At 46.4% G+C, this 26,014-nt stretch carries 24 protein-coding genes; 23 read left to right on the plus strand and 1 reads right to left on the minus strand.

Features of this window, described 5'->3' with window-relative positions; translation table 11 throughout:
* Window positions 1–8: 8 nt before the first annotated feature.
* A complete protein-coding gene (locus FXO21_RS21465; RefSeq protein ID WP_149641999.1) occupies window positions 9–3,875 on the minus strand; it encodes a 1-acyl-sn-glycerol-3-phosphate acyltransferase in 3,867 nt (1,288 codons plus the stop codon).
* 145 nt (window positions 3,876–4,020) lie between these two features.
* Between FXO21_RS21465 and FXO21_RS21470 the strand changes: the two genes are divergently transcribed.
* The 23 genes from FXO21_RS21470 (at window position 4,021) to FXO21_RS21580 (ending at window position 26,012) form a co-directional block, all read left to right on the plus strand.
* On the plus strand, window positions 4,021–5,550 hold the full coding sequence (locus FXO21_RS21470) for an HAL/PAL/TAL family ammonia-lyase (protein ID WP_149642000.1): 1,530 nt from the start codon (window positions 4,021–4,023) through the stop codon (window positions 5,548–5,550).
* Window positions 5,547–6,278, plus strand: a complete 732-nt coding sequence (gene fabG, locus FXO21_RS21475; protein WP_149642001.1) for a 3-oxoacyl-ACP reductase FabG — start codon at window positions 5,547–5,549, stop codon at window positions 6,276–6,278. The genes FXO21_RS21470 and fabG overlap by 4 nt, the downstream gene beginning before the upstream one ends.
* Before the next feature lie 3 nt (window positions 6,279–6,281).
* Window positions 6,282–7,499, plus strand: a complete 1,218-nt coding sequence (locus FXO21_RS21480; protein WP_149642002.1) for a beta-ketoacyl-[acyl-carrier-protein] synthase family protein — start codon at window positions 6,282–6,284, stop codon at window positions 7,497–7,499.
* 184 nt (window positions 7,500–7,683) lie between these two features.
* Window positions 7,684–7,950: an acyl carrier protein gene (locus FXO21_RS21485; protein WP_149642003.1), complete on the plus strand. Its 267-nt coding sequence runs from the start codon at window positions 7,684–7,686 to the stop codon at window positions 7,948–7,950.
* Window positions 7,951–8,817: an LpxL/LpxP family acyltransferase gene (locus tag FXO21_RS21490; RefSeq protein ID WP_149642004.1), complete on the plus strand. Its 867-nt coding sequence runs from the start codon at window positions 7,951–7,953 to the stop codon at window positions 8,815–8,817.
* Window positions 8,817–9,236, plus strand: coding sequence for a hypothetical protein (locus tag FXO21_RS21495; protein WP_149642005.1), 420 nt, complete (start codon window positions 8,817–8,819; stop codon window positions 9,234–9,236). The genes FXO21_RS21490 and FXO21_RS21495 overlap by 1 nt, the downstream gene beginning before the upstream one ends.
* Before the next feature lie 18 nt (window positions 9,237–9,254).
* Window positions 9,255–9,668: an acyl-CoA thioesterase gene (locus FXO21_RS21500; RefSeq protein ID WP_149642006.1), complete on the plus strand. Its 414-nt coding sequence runs from the start codon at window positions 9,255–9,257 to the stop codon at window positions 9,666–9,668.
* 28 nt (window positions 9,669–9,696) lie between these two features.
* The gene (locus FXO21_RS21505; protein ID WP_149642007.1) at window positions 9,697–10,779 is read left to right on the plus strand and encodes a beta-ketoacyl-[acyl-carrier-protein] synthase family protein; all 1,083 of its coding nucleotides are present in this window, start codon (window positions 9,697–9,699) and stop codon (window positions 10,777–10,779) included.
* Complete coding sequence (locus FXO21_RS21510) at window positions 10,776–11,453, plus strand: hypothetical protein (protein WP_149642008.1); 678 nt, start codon at window positions 10,776–10,778, stop codon at window positions 11,451–11,453. Before FXO21_RS21505 ends, FXO21_RS21510 begins: the two co-directional genes overlap by 4 nt.
* Entirely contained in the window at window positions 11,428–11,685 is a 258-nt protein-coding gene (locus FXO21_RS21515) for a phosphopantetheine-binding protein (protein WP_149642009.1), read from the plus strand. The genes FXO21_RS21510 and FXO21_RS21515 overlap by 26 nt, the downstream gene beginning before the upstream one ends.
* An 8-nt stretch (window positions 11,686–11,693) precedes the next feature.
* Window positions 11,694–12,878, plus strand: a complete 1,185-nt coding sequence (locus tag FXO21_RS21520) for a beta-ketoacyl-[acyl-carrier-protein] synthase family protein (protein WP_149642010.1) — start codon at window positions 11,694–11,696, stop codon at window positions 12,876–12,878.
* The gene (locus tag FXO21_RS21525; RefSeq protein WP_225865788.1) at window positions 12,871–13,860 is read left to right on the plus strand and encodes a beta-ketoacyl synthase chain length factor; all 990 of its coding nucleotides are present in this window, start codon (window positions 12,871–12,873) and stop codon (window positions 13,858–13,860) included. The genes FXO21_RS21520 and FXO21_RS21525 overlap by 8 nt, the downstream gene beginning before the upstream one ends.
* The gene (locus FXO21_RS21530) at window positions 13,850–14,617 is read left to right on the plus strand and encodes a polysaccharide deacetylase family protein (protein ID WP_149642011.1); all 768 of its coding nucleotides are present in this window, start codon (window positions 13,850–13,852) and stop codon (window positions 14,615–14,617) included. The genes FXO21_RS21525 and FXO21_RS21530 overlap by 11 nt, the downstream gene beginning before the upstream one ends.
* On the plus strand, window positions 14,607–15,236 hold the full coding sequence (locus FXO21_RS21535; protein WP_149642012.1) for a LolA family protein: 630 nt from the start codon (window positions 14,607–14,609) through the stop codon (window positions 15,234–15,236). Before FXO21_RS21530 ends, FXO21_RS21535 begins: the two co-directional genes overlap by 11 nt.
* Before the next feature lie 16 nt (window positions 15,237–15,252).
* Entirely contained in the window at window positions 15,253–15,606 is a 354-nt protein-coding gene (locus tag FXO21_RS21540; RefSeq protein WP_225865789.1) for a 3-hydroxyacyl-ACP dehydratase, read from the plus strand.
* A gap of 65 nt (window positions 15,607–15,671) precedes the next feature.
* Window positions 15,672–16,844, plus strand: a complete 1,173-nt coding sequence (locus FXO21_RS21545) for a DUF2062 domain-containing protein (protein ID WP_149642014.1) — start codon at window positions 15,672–15,674, stop codon at window positions 16,842–16,844.
* Between the two features lie 190 nt (window positions 16,845–17,034).
* On the plus strand, window positions 17,035–19,272 hold the full coding sequence (locus FXO21_RS21550) for a sodium-translocating pyrophosphatase (RefSeq protein ID WP_149642015.1): 2,238 nt from the start codon (window positions 17,035–17,037) through the stop codon (window positions 19,270–19,272).
* 107 nt (window positions 19,273–19,379) lie between these two features.
* Complete coding sequence (locus FXO21_RS21555; RefSeq protein WP_149642016.1) at window positions 19,380–19,676, plus strand: nucleotidyltransferase family protein; 297 nt, start codon at window positions 19,380–19,382, stop codon at window positions 19,674–19,676.
* 135 nt (window positions 19,677–19,811) lie between these two features.
* Window positions 19,812–20,021 (plus strand): HepT-like ribonuclease domain-containing protein, encoded by a 210-nt coding sequence (locus tag FXO21_RS29005; protein ID WP_229245242.1) that lies wholly within the window; start codon window positions 19,812–19,814, stop codon window positions 20,019–20,021.
* Between the two features lie 44 nt (window positions 20,022–20,065).
* Window positions 20,066–20,371, plus strand: a complete 306-nt coding sequence (locus FXO21_RS21565) for a hypothetical protein (protein WP_149642017.1) — start codon at window positions 20,066–20,068, stop codon at window positions 20,369–20,371.
* 249 nt (window positions 20,372–20,620) lie between these two features.
* Window positions 20,621–21,853, plus strand: a complete 1,233-nt coding sequence (locus FXO21_RS21570; RefSeq protein ID WP_149642018.1) for a multidrug effflux MFS transporter — start codon at window positions 20,621–20,623, stop codon at window positions 21,851–21,853.
* A gap of 195 nt (window positions 21,854–22,048) precedes the next feature.
* A complete protein-coding gene (locus FXO21_RS21575) occupies window positions 22,049–24,370 on the plus strand; it encodes a PSD1 and planctomycete cytochrome C domain-containing protein (RefSeq protein ID WP_149642019.1) in 2,322 nt (773 codons plus the stop codon).
* 187 nt (window positions 24,371–24,557) lie between these two features.
* Window positions 24,558–26,012 carry a DUF1501 domain-containing protein gene (locus FXO21_RS21580; protein WP_149642020.1) on the plus strand — a complete coding sequence of 485 codons (1,455 nt, stop codon included), beginning with the start codon at window positions 24,558–24,560 and terminating at the stop codon, window positions 26,010–26,012.
* Window positions 26,013–26,014 lie beyond the last annotated feature (2 nt).

Raw genomic sequence — 26,014 nt, forward strand, 5'->3', positions numbered from 1 at the left:
AGGAAAAGTTAAGATGCAATTTGTGTGATTTCAGACGGTTGAGATGGTTTTCGCAGAATGAACAACACGTTGGAAGTATTTTTCGAATGTGTTTTCAGCTCGAATATAAGTTGGTTTTCTCCGGCAAAGTCGCGAATATCCTGCGTTGAGAAGAAGTGGAATGCTTCTTCCTTCTTATTGAAAGAAAATAAACCGGTAGACAATGCTTCTGTGGTTTTTGTATTCTTATGCCTTTTTTCATCATCGGTTACGCCGTCGCGAATGAACAGGATGCCGCCAGGGTTCAGCGCAGCCACACAACCTTTCAGTAAATTAAGCTGTTTTTCTTTGGACAGATAATGCAGGATATCATTTAAAAAAATTACATCCGTTTTCCCCAGTCCCACCTGCATTACATCCGCTTGCCTGAAACGGAGGTTAAAGGTTTTATTGTAACTGTTTTTGGCAATCAATATCTTTTCTTCGTCATAATCAATACCCTCGATAATCCGCTCCTGATTTTTGTAATGGAGGTAAAATGACAGATAGCCATATCCGCAGCCCAGATCCATAATGTTCCTGCGATCGCCGATCAGTTCATTGTAAAAAGTAAAGTTCGATTTCTCGAGTCTCCACTTTACTTTGAAATACCATTCCAATATCGGCCCTTTGAATACATAATTGGTAAATATTTTATGTTTCAAATAATCAGTATTCTCCATCTCGTCTTTGAAACCGGCATAACTGTTACGAAAGTATGCGGCAATGTTCTTTGTTTTATCGCGTAACTGCCCGCCCCACCTTTCGTCTGAATAGGAGATAGGCGGCAATACGCGCACATTCAGGGCTCCCGGACGGATCAGGAAATCGCCTTTCGGTAAAACATCGTGTGCACCATGGATGAGTATCGGCTGAATATCGAGACCCAGTTCTCCGGCGAGATGAAATGCACCTTTGTGAAAGCGCGCAATTTCGCCGTCATCCGAGCGGGTACCTTCCGGAAATATGAGCAAAGAGTAGCCTTCTTCCACCAGTGCTTTCACTTTTTCACGATTTCGCTCAGGGCCATCGTCTGTATAAACATAACCCGCGTACCTTATAATTGGCCCAAAAAAAGGTGATTTGTAAACCCAGCCCTTCACCATCAGCACTATTTTGGGGTGCAGCATAATGGCCAGCAGAATATCCAGAAACGATGTGTGATTGGCAATAAATAGTACTGGTTTGTTCATATTCAGGTTTTCCAGCCCTGAGAGTTGCTTTTTTACGTGCGGGCCAGAGTAGATTACCGTTTTCGCAAACCAGGATAGAGAGTTGTTGATCATCGCTCGTTTTCGTTTTTTCGAAATCGGCAATATCAGCACAGTGAGCAATTTAGAGTGTAAAAAAAGGCAGCCTGAAAGGAAATAGGTGAAACTTGAAATGCTGATCAGAAAGGGCAGCATCGTGACCGGAGCCTTTTTTCGGGCAATCCTGTTTTGAACAAAAAAATCAAAGAGTATAGGCTGGAAAGCGAAGGAAATGAAGAGGATGCATGCAATGCCAATTACGCTGATCAGTGCTATCGAGTGAATTGCAGGATGTTCGGCGAAAATAAGGACGCCGGTACCGATAATAGTCGTGGTCGCCGACAGAATGATCGCCGACTGGTAAGAGTTAAGCGTATCTTTCCGGTATTTGTATTTGCCGAGAAGCCCGTCGGTTACAAAAATGCTGAAATCGTCGCCTAGTCCGAAAATAAATGTAGTAACGATCACATTAACAAAATTGAATTTAATGCCCAGGATCGCAGCGATACCAAGGATCCAGATCCAGCTGATCACCATGGGCAGAAACGAAAGAAGGGTAAGCTCGATCCTTCCATAGACGATCAGCAGGGTAAGGAAAACAATCGAGGCTGAAATGAAAAGCAGGTAGTTGAAGTCATTTTTGACCATGGAAAGCATTTCGCCGGCCATCTCACCGCGGTCAAATAAAGTTGCGCCAGCGATTTTCCGAAGTTCGGTTTTCACAAAGGGCAGGTTGTTTTGAGGCACGATCAGTGTTGAAATGAAAGTACTTCCTGCACGGTTTTGTTCGATCAGGTTATCGATACCAAGCTCACGGAAGAGGGTATCCAGCGAAACGGAAGCCTGATCCCGGCCTGCTATCCAGTTTTTGAAATCATTAAAGGCGAATGAATTAAAGCCGCTTTTTGCTCCGGCTCTGTCCATGATATTAAAAATCTGTTCCTTGCGCCCGAGATCCCAGTAGTCATGCCATGCGCGTATCCGTTCGATCTGTAACGCCCTCGGAATCAGTAGTGCGCCGGAGCTGGCGAAACTGCTGATCTTTCCATTATCTTTTAATCCCGCGAGCTTCTGATAAATCTCGAAGTTCACCTTCTCAGCAATATTCCTGTTTGCATTTGTTGCAAAAACATAGATCCGTTTCTGACTTTTCGGGTCGATTCCGGTGAGTGCCTGTTCCCGCGCGGAAAGATCGTCGCTTTGCATACTGAGGTTATCAAAACCGCTGTCAAATTCGGTATACCGGGCATAATACAGGAAAATCAGTGTCAGTATTGCGATCAGGGCGAGCAATGCCGGCCGCCATTTGGGCGCCAGTGCAGGTAACCTGAGTGATCTTCTTTCGGCAGGTAATTTTTTATAATCAAAAGAAGCCGACGCCAGGATAACCGGGAGTGCGATCAGCGTAAAAAGCGCCGCTCCCAGAAGGCTCAGAGAAGAGAATAATCCGAAATCCTGCAAAAAGGTAGAGTTGGCAAAACTGAGCGCACTGAATGCCAGTACAGTGGTGAAACTGCCGGTAAGCAAAGGCGAGCTGACTTCCTTTACCGCCGTCGGAATAGAGGCAGTATGCCGCAGGTGCGTGAAAAAGTGAAAGGCATAGTCGAGTAAAATGCCAAAAATGACTGCGCCTGTCGCCAGCGATATTCCTGATACTTCCGGCCTTACGTAGCCAATTATCCCGAGTGCGAAGACCGCACCGAAAAGCCCTGGCAGCAGCATAAATACCGGGATCAGGAATTTGCGATAGTAGCCGATCAGCAGAAGCAGGATCGCAGCGATGGCAATGAATGACGTTAAATAGCTGTCACGTTTAACCTGAATTGCATTTCGGGCTGAAATTTCGAAAGTGCCGAAATAGGAGAGGTGATTGTACCTGTGCTGCGTGTTCCACTTTGCGCGGAAAGCTTCTGTCAGCTCAAATAACTCCACATTTTTATCCGAATTCCCTGAATCGAATGTTGTGGAAGCGAAAATCAGTATTTGCCTGCGGTTAGCCGAGAACATCATCCCGTCATCGATCACCAGTCCCCCCGCATTGTTGATGGCATTGAGCGACTGAAAATATTTTCCGGTAATACCGAGCGGATCGTTCAGGATAAAGGCCTTGAAGAAAGAGCCGCCAGGTGTTAACAGCTGATTGTAAGTCGAAGCTATTGAGGTATTTATTGAATCGGGAATGATCCGGGAGCTGATATGTTCGTAGTACTGCTTGTCGATTAGCTCAGGAAAATGAGCCAGCACATATTGGTAAAGATCTTCCTGCACATTCGGCCGCTCAATCTGTAAATTGCGGATATAGCCGTTGGTATAGCGCCTGAGCGAATCCGAAAACCGCTCGGCTAATGTCCTGGCGGCTTCGCTATCAGTGTCTTTCGGAACATCGAGGGAAAAAACGACCTGGTTAATGATGTTTTTCTGCTCGACCAGCCGGTTAAATTCCTCGAAGCTTTTCCCTTTCGGCAGAGCGGCGAAAATGCTTTCTGTGACTCTCAGCCGGAAAATGCCGGAGAGAAGGAACGCGGAAAGTAAAATAAGACTGAGGAAAAAAGCTGTTTTGTGGCCGGAAAGGAATTTATTTAACCTTAAAAGCAAATCTCCGATCATCGGCGGGTAACGAGTGAGTGTCAGACAAAATTAATCAAATGTACAAATCAGACAACTTCATACAGTCCGGAAGCGGTGATTGTGCGGTTTGTCAAAGCCGCAAAAAAAGATTTATTTTACACAATATTCAATTACTCCATCTTAAATGAATCGTATTTCATTAGCTCAGATCGAGCAATATGCTTTTGAAAAAAAGGAATTTATCTTAGCCGACGACGCCCTCCATCAAGTATCGAAATCTTTTGCCTTTTTAACGAATTTCTCCAAAGATAAAATTATATACGGGATCAATACCGGCTTTGGCCCGATGGCCCAATACCGTATTGAAACTGACAAACTCAGTAATCTTCAATATAACCTGATCCGCAGCCATTCCAGCGGAATCGGCAAGCCACTTTCGGAAATTTACGCACGCAGCGTGATGGTGGCCAGGCTGAATTCATTTCTGCAGGCGAATTCCGGCGTAAGTACGGCGGTGATCAAGCAGTTGGTGGCTTTTCTAAACAATGGTATTGTTCCGGAGATCTTCGAGCACGGCAGTGTCGGAGCGAGTGGCGATTTGGTGCAATTGTCGCATTTGGGCCTGAACCTGATCGGTGAAGGTTTTGTGTATGATGATGGCGTGCGTAAAAAAACGGAAGATGTCCTGGCTCAAAAGAACATGGAGCCTTTGAAAATGGAGCTCCGCGACGGGCTTGGACTGATCAACGGCACTTCCTGTATGACAGGAATGGCGGCTATTAATATTATATATGCCAAAAGACTGTTGCAATGGGCCGTGGCAGCTTCCTCGATGCTCAATGAAGTCATCGAAGCTTTTGACGATTCATTTTCCAAAGAACTGAACGCGGTTAAACATCATAAAGGCCAGCAGCTGATTGCGCAGCAAATGCGTGATTTTGTGGCAGGCAGCCAATTGATCCGCAACCGGGAAGAGCTTTTTAAAGACGATACCGCCATGCAGCGGAAGGAATTTGAAAGGAAGATCCAGGAATATTACTCGATCCGGTGTGTGCCGCAGATATTGGGGCCAATTCTGGATACGGTTCAGTATGCGCAGGAAGTGGTTGAAAATGAGCTGAATTCGACGAATGATAACCCGATCGTAAAGCCGGAGGACGACAATGTTTTCCACGGAGGTAACTTTCACGGCGACTACATTTCGCTGGAAATGGACAAAGTGAAAATTGTGCTGACCAAGCTTTCGATGCTGATGGAACGCCAGCTTAACTTTTTGATGAACAGCAAATTGAATGGTAAATTCCCGCCGTTTTTGAATGCTGGTACGTGGGGGTTGAATTTTGGATTTCAGGGCGTGCAGTTCACCGCAACTTCTACAACTGCCGAAAACCAGGCGCTTTCAACTTCGGTTTATGTGCACAGTATTCCTAATAACAATGATAATCAGGATATTGTGAGTATGGGGACCAATAGCGCGGTGATCGCGAAGCAGGTATTGGAGAACTCATTCCAGGTGATGTCAATTCATATCATGGCAATCTGCCAGGCAATCGATTTACTGGAACCTGAGGAAAAAGAGCGGCTTTCACCGAATGCCAGATCTGTTTATCAGCAGATCCGTCAAAAAGCACATTTTGTAAAAGAAGACCTGCCGCAATCGGAAAGCATTGCAGCGGTTTATGAATATATTAAAGAAACCCCATTTCAATTATGAGCTGTGCTTTGGTAACAGGTGCGTCCCGGGGACTGGGCAGGGCCATTGCGGTCCAGCTCGCGAAAGATCACGGGCTGCATATACTCGTTAACTATTCCTCCAATGAAACAGCCGCGAAGGAAACCCTGGCGGAAATCGAGTCAGCGGGCGGTAGCGGCGAGCTGCTTCAATTCAATGTGCAGACCAAATCAGAAGTTGACGAAGCACTGAATGATTGGAAAGAAAAGAACGAAGAAAAGCACATCAGTGTTTTGGTAAACAATGCGGGCATTACCCGTGACGGTCTTTTTATGTGGATGCCCGAAAAGGATTGGGACGATGTGCTGAACATCTCCACCAAAGGTCTTTTCAATGTGACACAGAATGCAATCCAGCAAATGCTGCGGAAAAGGTCGGGAAGAATAGTCAATATCGCGTCGGTTTCCGGCATGAAGGGTGTGGCCGGGCAAACGAATTACTCGGCTGCAAAAGGTGCGGTAATCTCGGCCACGAAGGCATTGGCACAGGAAGTAGCGAAGCGGAAAATCACTGTAAATGCAGTGGCGCCTGGATTCATTACCAGCGACATGACAAAAGATTTGAATGAGACCGAATTAAAACAAATGATCCCGATGAATCGTTTTGGGAATCCGCAGGAAGTAGCGCATCTGGTGAGTTTCCTGGTTTCGGATAAAGCAGGCTACATTACCGGAGAGGTAATTAATATCAACGGAGGGATTTATTCATAAATAATGGGTCAGAGGGTTGTCATAACGGGAATTGGAATTTACTCTTGCCTGGGGTCAAACCTGGAAGAGGTTACAAAATCCCTGTATGCAGGCAAAAGCGGGATTGTATTTGACCAGGAAAGAAAAGATTTCGGCTTCCGCTCGGCTTTGACGGGGATGGTACAGGAACCCGACCTCAAAAGTCTTCTGTCCAGGAGGCAGCGTGTCGGTATGCATCAGCCTGCGATTTACGCCTATATGGCGACCAGGGAAGCGCTCGCATACGCCGGACTGGATATCGATTATCTCGAAAAAACCGAAACCGGTATTATTTATGGAAACGATAGTACGGCGGCTTCCGTCGTGGAAGCTATTGACAAGGCGAAGGAAAAGCACGACACCACGCTGATCGGCAGCGGGGCTATATTCCAGAACATGAATAGTACTGTGAATATGAACCTGTCAACGATTTTCAAATTGAAGGGCATCAATTTCACGCTTAGCGCGGCTTGCGCGTCGGGGTCGCATTCGATTGGAATGGGCTATCTGATGATCAGCCAGGGGTTGCAGGACCGCATTATCTGTGGCGGCGCTCAGGAGATTAATTCAGCTTCTATGGCCAGTTTCGACGGACTTGGCACTTTCTCAGTCCGGGAAACCGAACCCGGCAAGGCCTCCCGGCCTTTTGACAGGGACCGCGATGGATTGATCCCCAGCGGGGGAGCTGCAACCGTTATACTGGAATCTTATGAAGCAGCGATGGAACGTGGTGCGCCTATATTGGGTGAACTGATCGGTTACGGGTTTTCTTCAAATGGTGACCATATTTCGAATCCTAGTATCGACGGGCAGATCAGGTCATTGCAAATGGCATTGAAACAGGCGGGTATCGCCAAAAATGAGATTGATTATATCAATGCGCACGCCACTTCAACGCCGGTCGGCGACGGTAGCGAGGCCCGGGCGATATTTGACGTTTTTGGTGAAAAAGTGCCGGTCAGCTCTACTAAATCCATGACCGGCCATGAATGCTGGATGGCTGGTGCGAGTGAGATTGTGTATTCGCTGCTGATGATGCAAAACTCATTTATAGCTCCTAATATCAATTTTGATAACCCCGACGAAGATTCTGCCCGCATCAATATCATCCCGGAAACGAAAGACCAGGATATCAACTGCTTCCTATCCAATTCGTTTGGCTTCGGCGGAACGAATTCAACGCTGATCATCAGGAAAATCTAGGTTTTCAGGCCGCCAAATACTTCGTAACCGGCAATTTCTTGTGCCTGTATTTTTGTATTTTTGTTCTCCTCCCCAGGTCATTTGCTGGTAGTTAACCGAATGTTAGTTGTTGTGTGAACCGGCCGGTGCATTTTAAAATCTGGGAATATTTTAAACTATCAGTGAATAAACTAATTTTACAGCTATGTATGCTAACGATGTAAAAATGAGTTGGGAAGAAGTAATCGATGAGACCAGGGATTTTTTATCAACGGAATTCGAGGTGGACAAGGACGACATTCTCCCCGAAAACAGCCTGAAAGACACCCTTGATCTGGACAGTCTTGATTACGTGGACCTTGTGGTGCTGATTGAAGAAAACCTTGGGGTCAAGCTCACCGGGGAGGATTTTAAGGATATAGTGACGTTTGGTGATTTTTATCAGTTAGTCCGTAAGAAACTTGCACTGTAAATGAGCCGTTGGGACGGTAAGACCAAGGGATCTTTAACAGGGTACAAGATATTTCTCTTTTTCATTAATTCCCTGGGACTGAACTTTGCCTATTACCTGCTGCGGGTAGTCACTTTTTATTACTATCTGTTTGCTTCCAGGCCCAGGAAAGCACTGCTTGAGTTTTACCAGAATTCCCTTCATACTTCACGAGCCGCTGCCAAAAAGCTCGTCCGGACAAACTTTTATATTTTTGGCCAGACACTCGTAGACCGGGCTGCCTTTCTATTGGGGAAAGACGAAAAATTCACCCACACCTTCGAAAACGAACAATATCTGATCGATATCCGGGACCAGGGAAAAGGAGGTATTCTCCTGAGCGCCCATCTGGGAAACTGGGAAACCGCGGGAAATTTGCTGAAAGGCCGTATCACACCCACGATCAATATTGTAATGCTCGACGCAGAAGTCGAGAACATTAAGAAATACATGGATCTTTCTACCGGTGGTTCAAGATTCAAGGTGATTCCAATCAAGAACGACCTTTCGCACATTATTTCCATTCGTAACGCATTGGTCAGTAACGAATTCGTTGCGATTCATGCAGACCGTTACCTGGAAGGTTCAAAATTCATTGAGCTGGATTTTTTGGGCAAAAAAGCAAAATTTCCGCACGGACCGTTTGTAATAGCCTCAAAATTTGACGCCCCGGTAACGTTTGTTTTTGCTGCAAAAGACGGTGAATACAGTTACCACCTGAGTGCCACTCCGCCAATAGCCGGTAAAGCAAAACCCGAAGAGATAGCGAAACTTTACGTAGCTGAGCTTGAAAAAAAGGTGCGGGAGTATCCGGAACAATGGTTCAATTACTATAACTTCTTCAATTAATGCTGGTAACCAGAGAATCGATTACCGACTATATTCCACATCGCGCACCATTTGTGATGGTCGATAGCCTGGTTAGTGCTACTGACGCGCGATTTGAAACTGAATTTATAATAGAACCCCAAAATCTGCTCGTCCAAGATGGTTATTTCCAGGAAACCGGACTGATCGAAAACATCGCGCAAACCTGCGCACTTTCATTTGGCTATCTGGGAAGCCGGGAAGGTGGCGGGATCAGGATCGGGTACATTGGAGCGATCAGTAAACTGGAAGTTTACGAACTCCCGCCGGTCGGTTCTAAGATTCAGACTATTGTGATTCCGACGCATCAGCTGGGAAATATTTACCTTGTAAAAGGTGAAAGTTTCCTGGAAGGGCGTATATTGCTGGGTTGTGAAATGAAAATTGTAGTGACGGAATGACCCCTAATAAATAATAGAATGATTGCTTCGGAAATCGAGATTGATATAAGGTTTAGTGAGACGGATGCCATGGGAGTAGTCTGGCATGGGAATTACCTCAAATTTTTTGAAGACGGACGGGAGGCTTTTGGTAAGCAGTTCGGGCTGGAATACCTGACAATTTTCGATCACGGATATTTTACCCCGATCGTCAAATCAGAAATAGATCATAAGGCGCCGGTTTATTACGGTCAGGTCATCAAAGTGATCACCAGATATGTACCCGTTAAGTCTGCCAAGATCCAGTTTGAATATGAAGTACTTAACCTTACCACCGGTGAGTTGTGTGCGCTGGGGAAAACCATGCAGGTTTTTCTGGCCAGGGAAACGCGCACGCTCGAGCTGATCTCGCCGGATTTTTATCGGGAATGGAAAGAAAAGAACCAGGTGTAACCCTGCTTTTTAAAAACTAGCGAATAGGATGAGTTATATAGGTGCCGAGGTAATTATCAGTCCGCTCGGCAATACTGCGGAAGAAAACTGGAATGCACTGGTTCAAAATCGGTCAGGGATTTCTTTTGTTGATGGGGCAGGATTTGGCGGAGGAGGAATGTACCTGGCAAAAATGCCTGCATTGTCCGCTGAAAATCGGTTTGAAAACCTGCTAGCAGACGCATTATCGGCAACAGCGTGCAGAATAGATCCGAATATTATTTCTTCACCGGATACCATCGTGATCATCAGCTCAACAAAGGGAGCGCTGGATCATAATATTAAGGATCAGTTTGGAGGGCCGGTTGAATCACTCATACAACGTTTTAAACTCGCTAACCAGCCTGTCGTAGTTTCCAACGCGTGCATCTCCGGAGTGCTTGCGATCAATGCAGCTGGCAAGCTCATCAATGCCGGTATTTATGAGCACGCGATCGTCATCGGCTGTGACGTCGTTTCCGACTTTGTAGTGAATGGTTTTCAATCTCTCTTTGCCGTCAGCGACAAACCTTGCGCCCCATTTGATGCGGACCGCAACGGCATTACCCTGGGCGAGGGATGCGCGGCGACGGTAGTTTCTGTTTCCAGGGATATCTTTCAGCAAAATCCTTTCCGGCTACTCGAAGGGGCAAGCGCAAATGACGCCAATCACATTTCAGGGCCATCGAGGACGGGAGAAGGTTTGGTCAGAAGCGTGAAAAAAACGCTGAGTGCAAATGGTGTCGATCCATCTGAAATAGACTTTGTATGTGCGCACGGTACTGCGACTGTTTACAATGACGAAATGGAATCCATTGCCTTCGATCGGCTGGGAATTGGCAATATACCTCTGAGCAGCTTGAAAGGGTATTTCGGACATACACTAGGAGCAGCCGGATTGATAGAAACGGCCACTTCCATGCAAATGATGCGGAACAGTGAGCTGGTAAAAAGCCTGGGTTACCGGAGCAAGGGCACTACCAAGCCCCTGAATATTATTACAAAAAACGAGAAAAAGCGGTTGTCAACTGTTCTGAAAACCGCTTCCGGGTTTGGAGGTGGTAATGCAGCGCTGCTAATCAGGAGCATATGAATTTCATAACAGGATATTGCCGCCTAAATGAGGATGTCTGCGCCGTAAATGGGGAGATAGTATCTACGCGTACAGCCGGTTCCGATGATACCTGGTTCAAACAGATTTATAAACAACACGAATTCGTTTATCCGAAGTTTTATAAAATGGACCTGCTTGCGCAGGCAGGCTATCTGACTTCCGAGTTGATCAAACGCGGAAGTCCGGGAATATTTAGTGGTTATCAGGACGACGAGATCGCAATGGTTTTTTCCAACAGTTCGTCAAGTGCCGACACCGATATGCGGTTTCTGAAGTCCTACGAGGATAATGCATCGCCCAGCCCGTCTCTGTTTGTTTATACACTTCCCAATATTATTCTTGGGGAGGTAGCGATTCTGAATAAGTGGTACGGCGAGAATATGTTTGCCGTTTTCCCTAAATTTACACCCGATTTTTTCATCAATTACATCAACATCACAATAGGCGGCGGATCAAAAGCGGCGCTTTGCGGCTGGCTGGAAATTCTGGAAGGCAAGGTCGATGTATTATTGTTTTTTGTAGAAACAAACGAGCAAAACGGCGTCCCGTTAACTCCCGAAAATCTGACAAATCTTTTAACAAAAAACCTTCAATCAACTAAAAACGCATCTCAACATAGCACTGGCAATGGACACATTAAAAGAAGACCTTAAAAAGCAGATCATAGAACAACTCAACCTGGAAGATATTACGCCCTCAGACATTGCCGATGAAAGCCTGCTTTTCAACGACGAGGGGCTTGGCCTCGACTCGATCGACGCGCTGGAACTGATTGTTTTGCTTGAAAAATACCACGGCATCCAGGTTACCAATCCTGACGAAGGCAAGGAGGCTTTCAAATCCATCAACACGATGGCAGAATATATCCGCAAACGGAAAAGCTGAGCATTTCAATGGGGGTACGCATAACTGGTATCGGGGTTATTTCTGCGATTGGATTTACAGTTGCCGAAAACTTGCGCGCATTGCAGGAGGGTACGACTGGTATCGGTAAAATTTCTTTTGCGGAAGATACGCGTGAGTTTCTCGCAGGCCAGGTGAAAGCGTCTGATGCAGCATTGAAAACCAAGCACGGTCTTGGAAATGCACACATTTCGCGCACCTCGCTGCTCGGACTGCATGCGGCCAGGGAAGCCTGGGGGGATAATCAGCTGACGGATACTTTGCGAACCGGCATTATTTCCGCTACTTCCGTGGGTGGAATGGATCGCAGCGAGGTTTTTTACAAAGACTACCTGACTCAGAATAATGCGGACTATACACTTTTAAAAACGCACGACAGCGGGTCCAGCACTGAAAGGATCGCGGCTGAAATGGGTATTTCTGATTACGTTAATACACTATCAACAGCATGCTCCTCAGGCGCGAATGCTATCATGCTCGGGGCGAGGCTGATCCTTCAGGGTAAGCTCGACAGGGTGCTGGTTGGCGGCTCCGACGCGCTTACCCGCTTCACAATCGACGGATTCAGGTCACTCATGATCTACGACGATCATTGGTGCCGCCCTTTTGATGAATCCAGAAGCGGGCTGAACCTGGGAGAAGGGGCCGCTTTCCTATTGTTGGAAGGCGATAAAAGCGCCAGTTTCTCGGGCAACAGGACGATTTGTTATTTGAAGGGATGGGCAAATGCGGCGGATGCATATCACCAGACAGCCTCTTCACCGGAAGGAAAAGGTGCTACCCTGGCAATCGAAAATGCCCTGAAAAAATCGGGGATCGATCCGGGACAGATCAGCTACGTGAATGCACACGGTACCGGAACGAAAAACAATGACCTGTCGGAATCTGTCGCATTAAAAACAGTATTTGGTGATAAGGTGCCTTTATTTAGCTCCACAAAAGCCTTCACCGGGCATACGCTCGCCGCGGCCGGCGCTATTGAGGCTGTTTTTTCAATATTGGCTATTGAAAATAACCTGGTTTACCCTAACCTCAATTTTCAATCGGAAATCACAGAAACCGGCCTTGTGCCAGTTACCAGCCTGCAAACCGACGTTCAGGTAAGGAATGTGTTATCCAACTCCTTTGGTTTCGGGGGCAACAACTCTTCCCTGGTATTCTCAGATCATGAATAAGATGGAAAGAAGCGTGTACTATATATCTGCTGCGTCTACGATTTCCCATCAGGATACTTTTGGTAAAAATGGCTTCTCGGAGTCTGTCCGGAAACTCGATTCGGATTCAGTATTGGCGAGTCCTGATTATAAGGAGTTTATAGACGCAGGGTTACTGCGAAGGATGAGCAAAATTCTAAGAATGTCCGTAGCGTGCTCCAAAGACTGCATTCGTCAGGCAGGAATTGATCAGCCGGATGCAATCGTAGTGGGAACGGGCCTCGGCTGTTTACAGGATACTGAAAAATTCCTGAGTACTTCACTTACCGTGGAGGGACTTTTACCGCCTACTTCTTTTATACAGTCCACACACAACACCATGGCCGGGCAGATTTCGTTGAGCCTCGGCAACCATGGCTATAATATGACCCACACTCAGAATACGCTTTCGTTTGAGCACGCGTTGCTCGATGCGATGCTACTTTTGAATGAGGGAGAAGAACATATTCTGATCGGTGCAGCAGATGAATATATTGAAATTTTGTCTGAGATTACTGACCGTTTAGGCTATCAGCCCGGCTACCCGCTTACTTCCGGGGCATCATTTTTTATTATTTCAAATCAAAAAACCGACGAAACTCTTGCCTGCATTAAGGATTGCGAACCGGTTGCATTTGCAAAGAGCCTGAAAGCTTCGGTGCAGCACTTTTTGCGCAGTAATTCATTGAAAATAAGCGATGTAGATACGGTATTGTTCGCTGCGCCGGAATGTGGAGTAATTACAGGGGAGATTAAATTACTCCTCGAAGAAGGAGGTATCGATCCGGCGAAATGCATTGATTATCTTTCGCTTTCCGGTGTTTATCCGACTGCGTCGGCATTTGCATTGAACTATGCAACTGACCTGATCAGGCATGACAAATCGGTCAGAAATATCCTCATTTTAAATTCACTTAGAAACGAAAACCTGGGGCTAACCCTGGTACAAGCCGTTGAAGCATAACATCGTCACATTCGTCTCCATCACCATTTTTGCATTAAGCGGCATCATTTTCTGGGATACCGGTTTTGCATGGATCGTTTTCATTGTCATTGCGATACTGTACATCACAGCCACTGTCTACGGCTCTTTTAGTATCCGATCCAATTATTTCCTGAAATCCATTAATAGCGGAAAAAGGAAAGCAATAGCACTAACATTCGATGACGGACCTGATCCTGACACAACTCCGAAAATTCTTGGCGTTCTTCGGGACAAAAATGTACAGGCTACTTTTTTTGTGATCGGCAGGAAAGCAGCAAAATATCCTGAGCTGCTAAAACAAATAGATGAAGAAGGTCACGCAGTTGGTAACCATACTTTCAGCCATAGTTACTTTTTAGGATTTTTCTCAAAAAGCAGGTTAAAGACTGATATTACCAAATGCAGCGAAGCGATCTCGTCAGCCATTAACAAATCACCGCTGTTGTTCCGGCCGCCCTTCGGGGTTACCAATCCGGTTTATGCGACCGTATTGAAAGAGCTGGGTCTGCATTCTGTTGGCTGGTCGCTCAGGAGCTTCGATACCAGGGCTAAGAATAAATATCAGATCATCAATAAGGTGATTTCAAAATTAAAGCCGAAAGACATCGTTTTGTTGCACGATAACCTGAAAGTCACCGCGGATTCACTGGAAGATGTGATCGAGCATTGTCTTCAAAAAGGGATCAAGATCGTTCCCCTTTCTCAATTGATTGAAAAAGCTCCTTATGACAGTTAGCAAAAGTATTCTCTGTCTGTTGGTTATGTTTTGTTTCGGGAATTTGAATGCGCAAAACTCCAAGCCGGCATCCGATCAGGCAAAAATTCTGGCAGATCTGAAAGGCATTTCCCAGGCAACGAGTTCGATACAGGCTGCATTTACCGAAGAAAAACATATGGCCGTGTTGAAAGAACCTGAGCGCTCGTCAGGTATTTTTTATTTCAAAGCGGATAAAATGAGATGGGAGCAGAAAGTCCCTGTGAAGTACGTGATTATGATCAATGGCGACAAGCTGCGTATTCAGGAAGGCGGAAAGGAGAAGAATGTGGGGCAGTCGGGCAGAATGGCGGCGCAGATCAAAGACCTGATGATCGGGCTGGTAAATGGTGATTTTCAGCAAAACAAAGCGTTTTCAATCACCACACTGGCAAGCGACGACCAGTATATGGTTGTACTTACCCCGGTGAACCGCAGATTGAAGAATATCTACGCAAAAATCACGATGGTATTCCCAAAAAGTACGTTGAGATTGAAGGAACTCACATTCTACGAAAAAGGAGGGGACAAGAGTTTACTGAAATTCCATAGCGAAAAATTCAATTCGCAACTGAATGATAGTCTCTTCGAAAAATTTTAAGTATATCGTGAAAATAATGCCGCAAGAGCTTTACCAAATAAAAAACATCGTGCTTGTCGATGGGCAACTCGTTTCTGAGGTCTGGGTTAACGCAGGTCATTCTGTTTTCGAAGGACATTTTCCGGGTTCACCGGTGACACCGGGCGTAATGCAGCTGCAAATGGTGCGCGATATATTGAGTGCATATCTGGCGAAACCGTTGCGACTGAAATCGCTCAGAACGTGCAAGTTTCTGGAAGTAATGAACCCGGCATCCAGTCCGGCGATGACGATAACGATCAGGTATAAAGAAGAGCACGAGATAGAAGTAACCGCATCAGGAAAGGGGAACGATGCGATTTTTTTTAAAATGCAGGCAACTTACGCTTAGCATTACAGCTCTATTATTTACTCAGCGGACAGTTAAATCGATTTCTAATAGTCCCGTTTTAGACAATGACCCTTTCGGATATTCAGTGCTGCATTATCATTCCTACCTATAATAACGAGAATACTTTACGCCGGGTCATCGATTCTGTGCTGCCCTATGCTGCGGGAGTGACAGTTGTTGTAGTGAATGACGGTTCAACGGACGATACCATGTACATTTTGGCTTCTTATGGCGTGAAGATCAGGGTGTTGAACAATGTGAGCAATTACGGCAAAGGGTATTCATTGCGAAGGGGATTCCAGGAGGCGATCAGGCTGGGGTATCGCAATGCGATCACGATAGATTCCGACGGCCAGCACCTTGCCAGCGATATTCCCATCTTCATAGACGCAGCACTCAAAAATCCGGGCGCGCTGCTGATGGGTTCCCGGAATATGGAACAGGAGGGCGTACCTGGTAAAAGCTCGTTTGGTAACAAATTTTCAAATTTCTGGTTCAAGTTCGAAACTGGCATCACCCTGCCGGATACGCAAACCGGCTATCGGCTGTACCCCCTGGAACCGCTGAAAACGATGAAGCTTTTCACGACCAAGTTTGAGACAGAAATTGAAGTAATCGTGAAAATGGCTTGGCGGAATATTCCGATCGTTCCGGTTAATATTCATGTAATTTATGACAAAAACGAGCGTGTGACGCATTTCAGGCCGTTTCGGGATTTCACGCGAATTAGTATCCTGAATACCTGGCTTGTTATTTTGACCTTATTATACTACCTCCCCAAAAGGCTTTTTCTGGAAGTCAGGAAAGTGGGCCTGTGGCAATTGATCAAATCGGAAGCCATTAAACCGGGTGAATCTAACTTCGATAAAGCGCGGTCAATAGGGTTCGGTTTCTTTATGGGAATCGTACCGATCTGGGGATTTCAGTTGCTTGTAGGAATACCGCTTTCGATTTATTTCAGAATGAACAAGGTACTTTTTCTTGCCGCGGCCAACATCAGTATACCGCCAATGATCCCGCTGATTATATTTCTGAGCTACAAGTTCGGCGGGTTATTTTACAGGAATGGTGTTCAGATCAGCTCGCTCGAACATCTTACGCTCGAATCAATTCATCTTAATTTCGTTCAATATTTTCTGGGAGGAACCTTACTTGCGGTTACTGCCGGCCTGGTTACCTTCCTTACCAGCTTCATTTTGCTCTCGCTCGCACGGCCAAAAAGTGCAAAGGCTTTGTGAGTAAGTCAGTTAACCTGAATTAGTGCCCGGGCCACGAGTTTTTGCAGCCTTCTACACTCAATTTTATTCTCCAAATTTTTATAAAATCTATACGAATTACTCAAAAATAAGGCTTTTGCGATTTTGTTATGAGGTGCCATTCTCTATATTTACGGAATTATAAACCTTACAACCAAACATTATATATCGCATGAGTACCATTACCTATTTAGTACCGGTGTTAGGTCTTATCGGCCTCCTGGTGATGTTCTTCAAAAGAGGCTGGGTTGTCCGTCAGGATGCAGGAGATCCTGGAATGAAAGAGATAGCGGACGCAATTGCAGATGGTGCCCTTGCCTTCCTGAAAGCCGAATGGCGTGTACTCATAGTTTTTGGAATTATTGTCGCGATTTTGCTCGGTTATTCCGGGACGTTGGTTGAAAATTCAAGCCCTTTTATCGGATTGTCTTTTGTGATCGGTGCTTTTGTATCTGCATTTGCAGGATATATCGGGATGAATATTGCGACGAAATCAAATGTTCGCACCACGCAGGCGGCACGTACGAGTCTGACAAAAGCGCTGGAAGTGTCCTTTACCGGCGGATCGGTGATGGGTATCGGCGTAGCAAGCTTGGCGGTGATCGGACTGGGCGGGCTTTTTATCATACTGTATCATTTTTTTGTAGGTGATTCGACCGACGTGAATGGACTGGCGATGGAGAAAGTCCTCGAAGTACTGGCTGGCTTTTCATTGGGTGCAGAATCAATAGCCCTTTTCGCCAGGGTAGGAGGAGGAATTTATACAAAAGCGGCTGACGTAGGCGCCGACCTGGTTGGTAAGGTGGAAGCCGGAATCCCCGAGGATGATCCGCGTAACCCCGCAACTATCGCTGATAATGTGGGAGATAACGTAGGTGATGTAGCCGGTATGGGCGCGGATTTGTTTGGTTCTTATGTAGCTACTATTCTGGCTACTATGGTTTTGGGTAGAGAAATTGTAGCCGAAGGCACTGATAATTTTGGAGGTATCGCACCGATTCTACTGCCGATGGTCATCGCGGGGATCGGGCTGATCGCTTCTATTATTGGCATGATGCTGGTACGTGTAAGCAATGATAACGGCGACGTTCAGGGCGCTTTGAACCGCGGTAACTGGGGGTCTATTATTTTGGTGCTGATCGCAAGTTATCCATTGACAATGTGGATGTTGCCTGAGGGTAATCTTACAATCAGAGGCGTTGATTTTACTTCCATGGATGTTTATTGGGCGATTTTGCTGGGTTCTATCGTAGGAGCTATCATGTCAACTGTAACGGAATATTATACAGCGATGGGTAAAAGACCCGTTCAATCTATTGTAAATCAGTCTTCAACAGGTCACGCGACCAATATCATCGGCGGGCTTTCTGTGGGAATGGAATCGACAGTGATTCCAACGCTTGTTCTGGCGGCTGGTATCTTTATCAGTTATGAATTTGCTGGATTGTACGGCGTTGCAATTGCGGCTGCGGGTATGATGGCAACCACCGCGATGCAGCTCGCGATCGATGCATTCGGTCCCATTGCTGATAATGCGGGTGGAATTGCCGAAATGGCCCATTTGCCGGAAGAAGTGCGCGGGCGTACGGATATCCTCGATGCTGTTGGAAATACAACTGCTGCGACCGGAAAAGGCTTTGCAATTGCCTCAGCGGCACTTACTTCGCTCGCTTTATTTGCCGCATTCTGCGGTGTTGCGGGTATTAATTCGATTGATATTTACAAAGCGAATGTACTGGCCGGGCTGTTTGTCGGTGCAATGATCCCGTTCATATTCTCGTCACTGGCTATCGCTGCTGTGGGCCGGGCTGCGATGAAAATGGTAGAGGAAGTACGCAGGCAGTTCCGCGAAATTCCAGGCATTATGGAAGGTACTGCCAAACCGGAATACGACAAATGTGTGGCTATTTCGACGCAGGCTTCGATCCGCGAGATGGTCGCTCCGGGTTTGATCGCATTGATTGTACCGGTAATTGTTGGTTTTTTGTTTGGTCCGGAAGTGCTTGGCGGTACGCTGGCTGGAGTTACGGTTTCGGGTGTGTTAATGGGGATCTTCCAAAATAATGCCGGCGGTGCCTGGGACAATGCGAAAAAATCTTTTGAAAAGGGAGCGGTGATCAATGGTGAAACCTTCTACAAGAAGTCAGAGCCACATAAGGCGGCGGTGACAGGCGACACGGTGGGAGACCCTTTTAAAGATACCTCAGGCCCTTCGATGAATATCCTTATCAAGTTGATGTCAATCGTTTCTCTGGTTATCGCCCCGCATATTGCGGTGGAAAATTCGGATATGCATGGTATGAAAGTTAACCCGAAAGTGAAGGCTCAATCAGTGACCGCAGCAAAAGTTGTTTCAGCTGAACCGAATACGCAAATTGTTGCATTAAAACTGCCTGCAACTGCGAAGTAAGTGTTCGGAGAGAGAATAAACTGGATACCCGGCTACAAGTGGCCGGGTATTTTTGTTTGAAAGTTGTAAAGACATCTTTATTTTTAGATTCAAATGCATCGGTTTATATGCTGAAATTGGTAGAAGTCAGGAAAATTTTGCGGACCAGCAAACCGCAGCTGGCTAAATGGGGAGTATGCGAGATTGGTCTTTTTGGCTCTTTTGTCAGAAACCAGGCAAGTGCAGACAGTGACGTTGATATCCTTTTGGATTTCGAGACAGATAAGGAAACGTATGCAAATTTTATGGAAACCTGCAATTTTCTGGAATCGGTTCTCTCAAACCTGAAACTGGACATTGTCTCCAAAAAAGGTCTTAGTCCCTTTATTGGCCCACATATTCTAAAGGAAGTTGAATATGTCTAAGGAATTCGTGGAATATCTCAGGCATATTCTTTATGAATGCGACTATATCGTATCCGTCATCAAAGTTGACACGCAGCGCGAGGATTTTTTGCTGACGAAACCTTAAAACGAGCTGTAGTAAGAAGTCTTGAAATAATAGGAGAAGCTACCAAAAAAATACCTGTTGATATCAAATTGCAATGGAGCGGAATCGCCTGGAAAAATATGGCAGGAATGAGAGATCGTTTGATTCATGATTACATGGGTGTCAATTATTTCATTGTGTGGGATGTAGCAAAAAATATGATTTCCGGGATAAGACAACAGGTATTCGAGATCATCGACGCGCAGCAATCAGAGGAATGATTTTTGTTGAACATGAATTCATATTTCAACAAAATTCAAAAACTATGAAGAAGGCATTTGTTTTAGCTGCATTAATAGGGCTGTCATCAGTAGCATACGCACAGGAGCAAACAAAAACGGAAAAGGCCGTTGAAGAAACCAAATCTGACGCCAGAAAGGCGAAGAGAGAGCTTAAAAAAGATGCTAAAAAAGCAGGAGACGATATTGAGGACGGTGCTGAGAAAGTAGGCGATGGCATTGAAAAAGGGGCTAAAAAAACAAAGAGGGGAGCTGATAAAGCTTACGACGCAACCAAAAAGGAAGCGAAAGAAGTAAGAGATGACGTGAAAAAGAAGGTGGACGACAAGTAATAGCCGCGCCATTCTTTTAAAGAGAATCAAATGTGTTGCAACAAGTAATAGAATTGTAACGAATCCTGGTCATGCAAGTGGCCGGGATTCGTTTTTAGTTGGCTATTCAAAATCAGTATGCGCTGCAATGCAGCAAAGTCGGGAAGAATTCCCTCAATGTTCATCATTTGTGAAAAGATTGTACTTATTAAAACAGAGGAACTTAATCGCACTTTGACCCCGTTAATCGTACAGTAGTTTCACACTGTCATGACGAATAAGCAATACTTTTTTATAATTCTTATTTTGGGTTCGCTGGCAACCGTCAGCCCATTTTCAATAGATATGTACCTGCCGGGTTTTCCCCGGATCGCCTCGGACCTCGCCACATCTATCGACCGCGTCCAGCTTTCTTTGACCAGTTATCTGATTGGGATCTGTCTTGGCCAGATTCTATACGGCCCGCTTCTGGATCGTTTTGGGCGTAAAAAGCCACTTTATGTTGGCCTGGGCCTGTATGTAATTGCCTCGCTGGGTTGCGCATTGACTTCTTCGGTCGATGCGCTGATTGCGATGCGGTTTTTTCAGGCAATGGGAGGTTGTGTCGGCCTGGTCGCTTCCCAGGCGCTGGTCAGTGACCTTTTTGCACCGCAGAAACGAGCTGAGGTATTTTCATTGATCACCTTGGTTATTGCGGTCTCTCCGATGATCGCCCCAACCATTGGGGGATATGTGACCGCCACAATAGCCTGGCAGTGGATATTTGTGATCCTGGCGGGGATTGTCGGTTTAATGATGCTTGCAATTTACTTTTTTCTACCTACCGGAAGGGAAGCTGATCCGTCGGTTTCTTTGAAGCCCAAAGCGGTTATGAATGGGTTTGGTATCGTGCTGGGACAGCCTCAGTTCCTGCTTTACACCCTCGCGGGAGGGTTGGCAACTGCCGCTCCATTCGCATATATCGCAGGTTCTTCCGACGTTTTCATGAATATTTACAAGGTTTCGGAGCAGCAATACGGCTGGATATTTGCATTTCTTGCGTTTGCAATGATCGGGTCAACGCAGCTTAACCATATCCTGCTTCGCAAATTTACCAGCGAGCAAATAATCAAAGTAACCCTGCTCTGCCAGAGCGCGATCGGCATGGTACTGATCATCGGGGTCTATAATAACTGGTTTTCGATGCTGGCGCTGATCGGCATGATGTTCATTTTTCTTGCCGGCCAGGGCTTAACCGGCCCGAATGCTTCGGCTCTGTCGCTCGCGCCATTCAACAAACATACCGGAAGCGCATCTGCATTGATGGGCAGCTGGCGGATGGGCGCTGGGGCGATCATTTCTGCATTGGTAAGTTTCTTTCACAATAATACCGCAATGCCGATGGTAGCCATGATGGCATTCTGTTCGATCGGCGGGCTAGCCATTCTTTTCGCCGGACACGTGGTCGTAAGGCACCATGCGGAAAGACAGCAGGTGGAAGAAGAAATTTCAGTTCTGCTTTAGTCAGCAAAAACCTGCCAGGAATCAGGGGCCGGGAAGTTATAGTCCGGTTTTAATCTCAAATTATTGAATGTACAGTATACAGCAGGACAGTTGTAATGATTGAAATGTGCATTATTGTATCAATAAATATACATTTTTTTAGTTATCTTAGAAAGATGAACGAAAAAGTGTGAGTTGATTCCTGAACCTGGTACCATGAATTTTAAGACAAAAATTACCTGCACCATACTTCTGGTATGGGGCGCATTGATTTTTAAATCCTGCAATAACAGCTCGTCGACCCAGGTCACGGATGAAAAAATTCCTGATCAGGTAAGCTACAATTTCGATATCCGGCCTATTCTTTCTGATAAATGCCTGGCTTGTCACGGCCCTGATGCCAACAAGCGGGAGGCAGGCTTGCGGCTTGACGATCCTGAGGCTGCATTCAAGGCATTGCAGGAAAATCCCAAAGCGCATGCAATCGTGGCAGGTAAACCCGAGATTTCGGAAGTTTACCTCCGCATTACTACTGCCGATACCTCGCTCAAAATGCCACCACCGGCATCGAATCTCAAATTGACCCAGCGGGAAGTTACCCTTATTGAAAAGTGGATCAAGCAAGGGGCCAAATACGAAAAGCACTGGGCATTTGTAGCTCCTAAAAAACCAGCTGTCCCGGAAGTGGATAACGGGGATTGGCCGAAGAATGAAATCGACCATTTTATTCTTGAAAAACAGGAGCAGAAAGGCCTAGAACCCAACGAAGAAGCCGACAAAGAGAGGCTATTGAAAAGACTCAGCCTTGATCTCACAGGTCTGCCGCCCACATTGAAAATGATGGATGAGTTTCTGGCAGACAAAAGTGCGAATGCCTATGAGAAAATGGTCGATCAGCTGTTGAAAAGCCCTGCATATGGAGAGAAAATGGCCATTCACTGGCTCGATTTGGCAAGATATGCGGATTCGCACGGTTACCAGGATGATGGCTACCGCACGCAGTGGCCCTGGCGCGACTGGGTGATCCATGCGTTCAACAAGAATATGCGTTACAATGATTTCGTGACGTGGCAGATGGCGGGGGACTTACTTCCAAATTCCAGTAAGGAACAACTGCTGGCAACCGGCTTTAACCGAAACCACAAAATCACGGAAGAAGGCGGGGTAATCCCCGAAGAATACCGGATTATGTATGTCACGGACCGGAATGACCTTTTCGGTAAGGGACTTTTGGGAGTTACCCTCGAATGTGCGCATTGCCACGATCACAAGTACGATCCGTTGTCGCAAAAGGAATACTACCAGATGTTTGCCTTCTTCAATAATGTAAATGAAGTGGGAATTGAATCGGTGATCGGCGGCCCCGAAACTTATGCGAAGAAGCCTTTGATGGAGATCAGTGACGAGGACGTAAAAAACATTCTTACGTTTGTCAATAAGCCTGATACCAACAGGCTGATCGTTTCCGTGATGGGTGATCTGGACTCCACACGCAAAACCTACATTTTGAAAAGGGGCGTTTATGATGCGCCAGGAGACGAAGTGCAGCCCGGAACGCCAAGTGCAATCCTGCCTTTTGACAAAAAATATCCTAAAAATAGACTGGGCCTTTCGCAGTGGCTTTTTGATAAGAAAAATCCACTGACCTCACGGGTATATGTCAATATCCTCTGGCAGGAGTTCTTCGGTAAAGGCATTGTAAAAACCTCTGGCGACTTTGGAATGCAGGGCGAGCTGCCTTCGCATCCCGCCTTGCTCGACTGGCTGGCTGTTGATTTCATGGAGCACGGCTGGGATATCAAAAGACTTGTGAAACAAATGGTTACCTCAGCCACTTACCGCCAGTCCGCAGTGGTATCAAAAGAAAAGCTGGCTGTTGATCCGGATAATATTTTACTCGCCCGGGGATCGAGATACCGCATCCATGCCGAATTTATCAAAGACCTTGTGCTTTCAAGCAGCGGACTTTTGAACAAAACCATTGGCGGCCCGAGTGTAAAACCTTATCAGCCGGCAGGCTTGTGGGAGGGCGCTACCTCCGGACGCGGGCTGCTATCCGTTTACAATCAGGATCACGGGCCGAGTTTGTACCGCCGTGGGATGTATACGCTGATTAAACGAACCGTTCCGCCACCTACGATGGCCATTTTTGACGCCAGTAACCGCGATTTGTGCGAAGTGAAGCGGTTAAAGACGAATACACCTTTGCAGGCGTTGGTGATGATGAACGACCCGGCTGTTCTGGAAGCTTCCCGAGTTCTTTCTGCCAAATTATTACAGGAGAAAACCGAAGCGAAGGACAAGATCGTCAAAGCATTCAGGCTCATCGTTTGCCGCACGCCTACTGAAAAAGAACTGAATGTACTGACTGCCTATTATGATAAGGAGCTGAAATCCATCAGTCCCACAGCCGCCGAAAAAATGATCGCAATCGGCGAATATCCTTTAACCAGGAACGTAGATAAAAAAGCACTAGCCTCGCTGATGCGGGTGATTTCGACGATTTACAATTTGGAGGAAACGATAACGAAGAGCTGAGGGAGAGGCTTTGGCTAATAGCAGTTGGCTTTTAGCAGTTAGCTATTAGCTGTCGGCTTAGTGACAGTAGATTAAAACATACACGTTTAATAATAATTCCGGAAAAGGAATTAGCCTAATCCGGATCAACAGCCAAGTACTAAAAGCTAAAAGCTAAAAGCTAATAGCCAATAGCCAACAAAAACACATGGAAAAAGAAATCTTAGAGCACGGGTTCAACTTTAACAGGCGCCGGTTTTTGTCGACGATGAGTCTTGGGATCGGTGGAGTGGCGTTAGGTTCGCTTCTGATGCCTGATCTTTTGAAGGGCGGAAGTCTGGAGGAGGAAGGTTTGGCGCCGGGTATTCCGCATTTTGCCCCGAAAGCAAAGCGTGTAATCTACATGTTCCAAAATGGCGCGCCGTCGCAGCAGGAGCTTTTTGACTATAAACCGAAACTTCGTGAAATGCTCGGACAGGAAATACCTCCTTCCGTGCGCGGAAACCAACGATTGACGGGTATGACGGCCAATCAGGCTTCGTTTCCGCTTGTGGGTTCTTTTGTCGATTTCAAGCAATACGGACAGTCGCAGGCTTGGGTAAGTGACCTGCTGCCTTACACTTCCAAAATTGTAGATGATATCTGTATTGTCCGCTCGATGTACACCGAGGCGATCAACCACGATCCGGCTTTGACATTTTTACAAACCGGCTCCCAGCAGGGAAACCGGCCTAGTATGGGCTCCTGGTTGAGTTATGGTCTGGGAAATGAGAATAAAAACCTGCCGAATTTCACTGTTCTGCTGTCGCGGGGAGTCGGTAACGGGCAGGGCGTTTATTCGAAACTATGGTCCAACGGTTTTCTCGACTCTGTCCACCAGGGCGTGCAGTTCAGCAAAGGAGAGGACCCGGTTTTGTACCTGCGTGACCCGGAAGGAATGGACCGCAAGGAACGTCGGGAAATGCTCGACAATCTTTCCCAGTTGAATGAATTGTCGTACCAGGAATTTGGCGACCCGGAAATCTCGGCGAAAATCAAGCAGTATGAAATGGCGTACCGGATGCAAACTGCGGTCCCGGAAGTTATGGACCTTTCGAAAGAATCGGACGATATCATTAAGTTGTATGGACCCGAATGTCTGGTACCGGGGACTTATGCTGCCAACTGCCTGCTGGCGAGAAAATTATCTGAGAACGGCGTTCGATTTGTACAGCTGTACCACCAGGGTTGGGACCAGCACGGAAACCTTCCCTATGAGATCACCAAACAGGCAATGGACGTAGACCAGGCTTCCGCGGCATTGGTTACCGATTTGAAACAGAGAGGCTTGTTGGATGAAACTTTGGTGATCTGGGGCGGTGAGTTTGGGCGGACGAGTTATACCCAGGGTAAATTAACAGCCGATAATTACGGTCGCGACCACCACCCGAGATGCTTTACGATCTGGATGGCAGGCGGCGGGATCAAGCCGGGGATTGTGTATGGAGAAACGGACGAACTTGGTTATAATATTGCTAAAGATCCTGTCCATGTGCATGATTTTCAGGCTACTATATTGCATCAGCTGGGCCTTAATCACGAGAAACTCATATTTAAGCACCTGGGAAGAAGGTACCGGCTAACCGACGTTTCGGGGAATGTGGTGCGAGATATTATCAGCTGATT

The organism is Dyadobacter sp. UC 10, from assembly GCF_008369915.1.
GTDB lineage: Bacteria > Bacteroidota > Bacteroidia > Cytophagales > Spirosomataceae > Dyadobacter.

Excerpts from the sequence above, each read along its gene's own strand:
- FXO21_RS21465 (WP_149641999.1), bottom strand. The coding sequence starts at position 3,875 with ATGATCGGAGATTTGCTTTTAAGGTTAAATAAATTCCTTTCCGGCCAC.
- FXO21_RS21470 (WP_149642000.1), top strand. The coding sequence starts at position 4,021 with ATGAATCGTATTTCATTAGCTCAGATCGAGCAATATGCTTTTGAAAAA.
- fabG (WP_149642001.1), top strand. The coding sequence starts at position 5,547 with ATGAGCTGTGCTTTGGTAACAGGTGCGTCCCGGGGACTGGGCAGGGCC.
- FXO21_RS21480 (WP_149642002.1), top strand. The coding sequence starts at position 6,282 with ATGGGTCAGAGGGTTGTCATAACGGGAATTGGAATTTACTCTTGCCTG.
- FXO21_RS21485 (WP_149642003.1), top strand. The coding sequence starts at position 7,684 with ATGTATGCTAACGATGTAAAAATGAGTTGGGAAGAAGTAATCGATGAG.
- FXO21_RS21490 (WP_149642004.1), top strand. The coding sequence starts at position 7,951 with ATGAGCCGTTGGGACGGTAAGACCAAGGGATCTTTAACAGGGTACAAG.
- FXO21_RS21495 (WP_149642005.1), top strand. The coding sequence starts at position 8,817 with ATGCTGGTAACCAGAGAATCGATTACCGACTATATTCCACATCGCGCA.
- FXO21_RS21500 (WP_149642006.1), top strand. The coding sequence starts at position 9,255 with ATGATTGCTTCGGAAATCGAGATTGATATAAGGTTTAGTGAGACGGAT.
- FXO21_RS21505 (WP_149642007.1), top strand. The coding sequence starts at position 9,697 with ATGAGTTATATAGGTGCCGAGGTAATTATCAGTCCGCTCGGCAATACT.
- FXO21_RS21510 (WP_149642008.1), top strand. The coding sequence starts at position 10,776 with ATGAATTTCATAACAGGATATTGCCGCCTAAATGAGGATGTCTGCGCC.
- FXO21_RS21515 (WP_149642009.1), top strand. The coding sequence starts at position 11,428 with ATGGACACATTAAAAGAAGACCTTAAAAAGCAGATCATAGAACAACTC.
- FXO21_RS21520 (WP_149642010.1), top strand. The coding sequence starts at position 11,694 with ATGGGGGTACGCATAACTGGTATCGGGGTTATTTCTGCGATTGGATTT.
- FXO21_RS21525 (WP_225865788.1), top strand. The coding sequence starts at position 12,871 with ATGAATAAGATGGAAAGAAGCGTGTACTATATATCTGCTGCGTCTACG.
- FXO21_RS21535 (WP_149642012.1), top strand. The coding sequence starts at position 14,607 with ATGACAGTTAGCAAAAGTATTCTCTGTCTGTTGGTTATGTTTTGTTTC.
- FXO21_RS21540 (WP_225865789.1), top strand. The coding sequence starts at position 15,253 with ATGCCGCAAGAGCTTTACCAAATAAAAAACATCGTGCTTGTCGATGGG.
- FXO21_RS21545 (WP_149642014.1), top strand. The coding sequence starts at position 15,672 with ATGACCCTTTCGGATATTCAGTGCTGCATTATCATTCCTACCTATAAT.
- FXO21_RS21550 (WP_149642015.1), top strand. The coding sequence starts at position 17,035 with ATGAGTACCATTACCTATTTAGTACCGGTGTTAGGTCTTATCGGCCTC.
- FXO21_RS21555 (WP_149642016.1), top strand. The coding sequence starts at position 19,380 with ATGCTGAAATTGGTAGAAGTCAGGAAAATTTTGCGGACCAGCAAACCG.
- FXO21_RS21565 (WP_149642017.1), top strand. The coding sequence starts at position 20,066 with ATGAAGAAGGCATTTGTTTTAGCTGCATTAATAGGGCTGTCATCAGTA.
- FXO21_RS21570 (WP_149642018.1), top strand. The coding sequence starts at position 20,621 with ATGACGAATAAGCAATACTTTTTTATAATTCTTATTTTGGGTTCGCTG.
- FXO21_RS21575 (WP_149642019.1), top strand. The coding sequence starts at position 22,049 with ATGAATTTTAAGACAAAAATTACCTGCACCATACTTCTGGTATGGGGC.
- FXO21_RS21580 (WP_149642020.1), top strand. The coding sequence starts at position 24,558 with ATGGAAAAAGAAATCTTAGAGCACGGGTTCAACTTTAACAGGCGCCGG.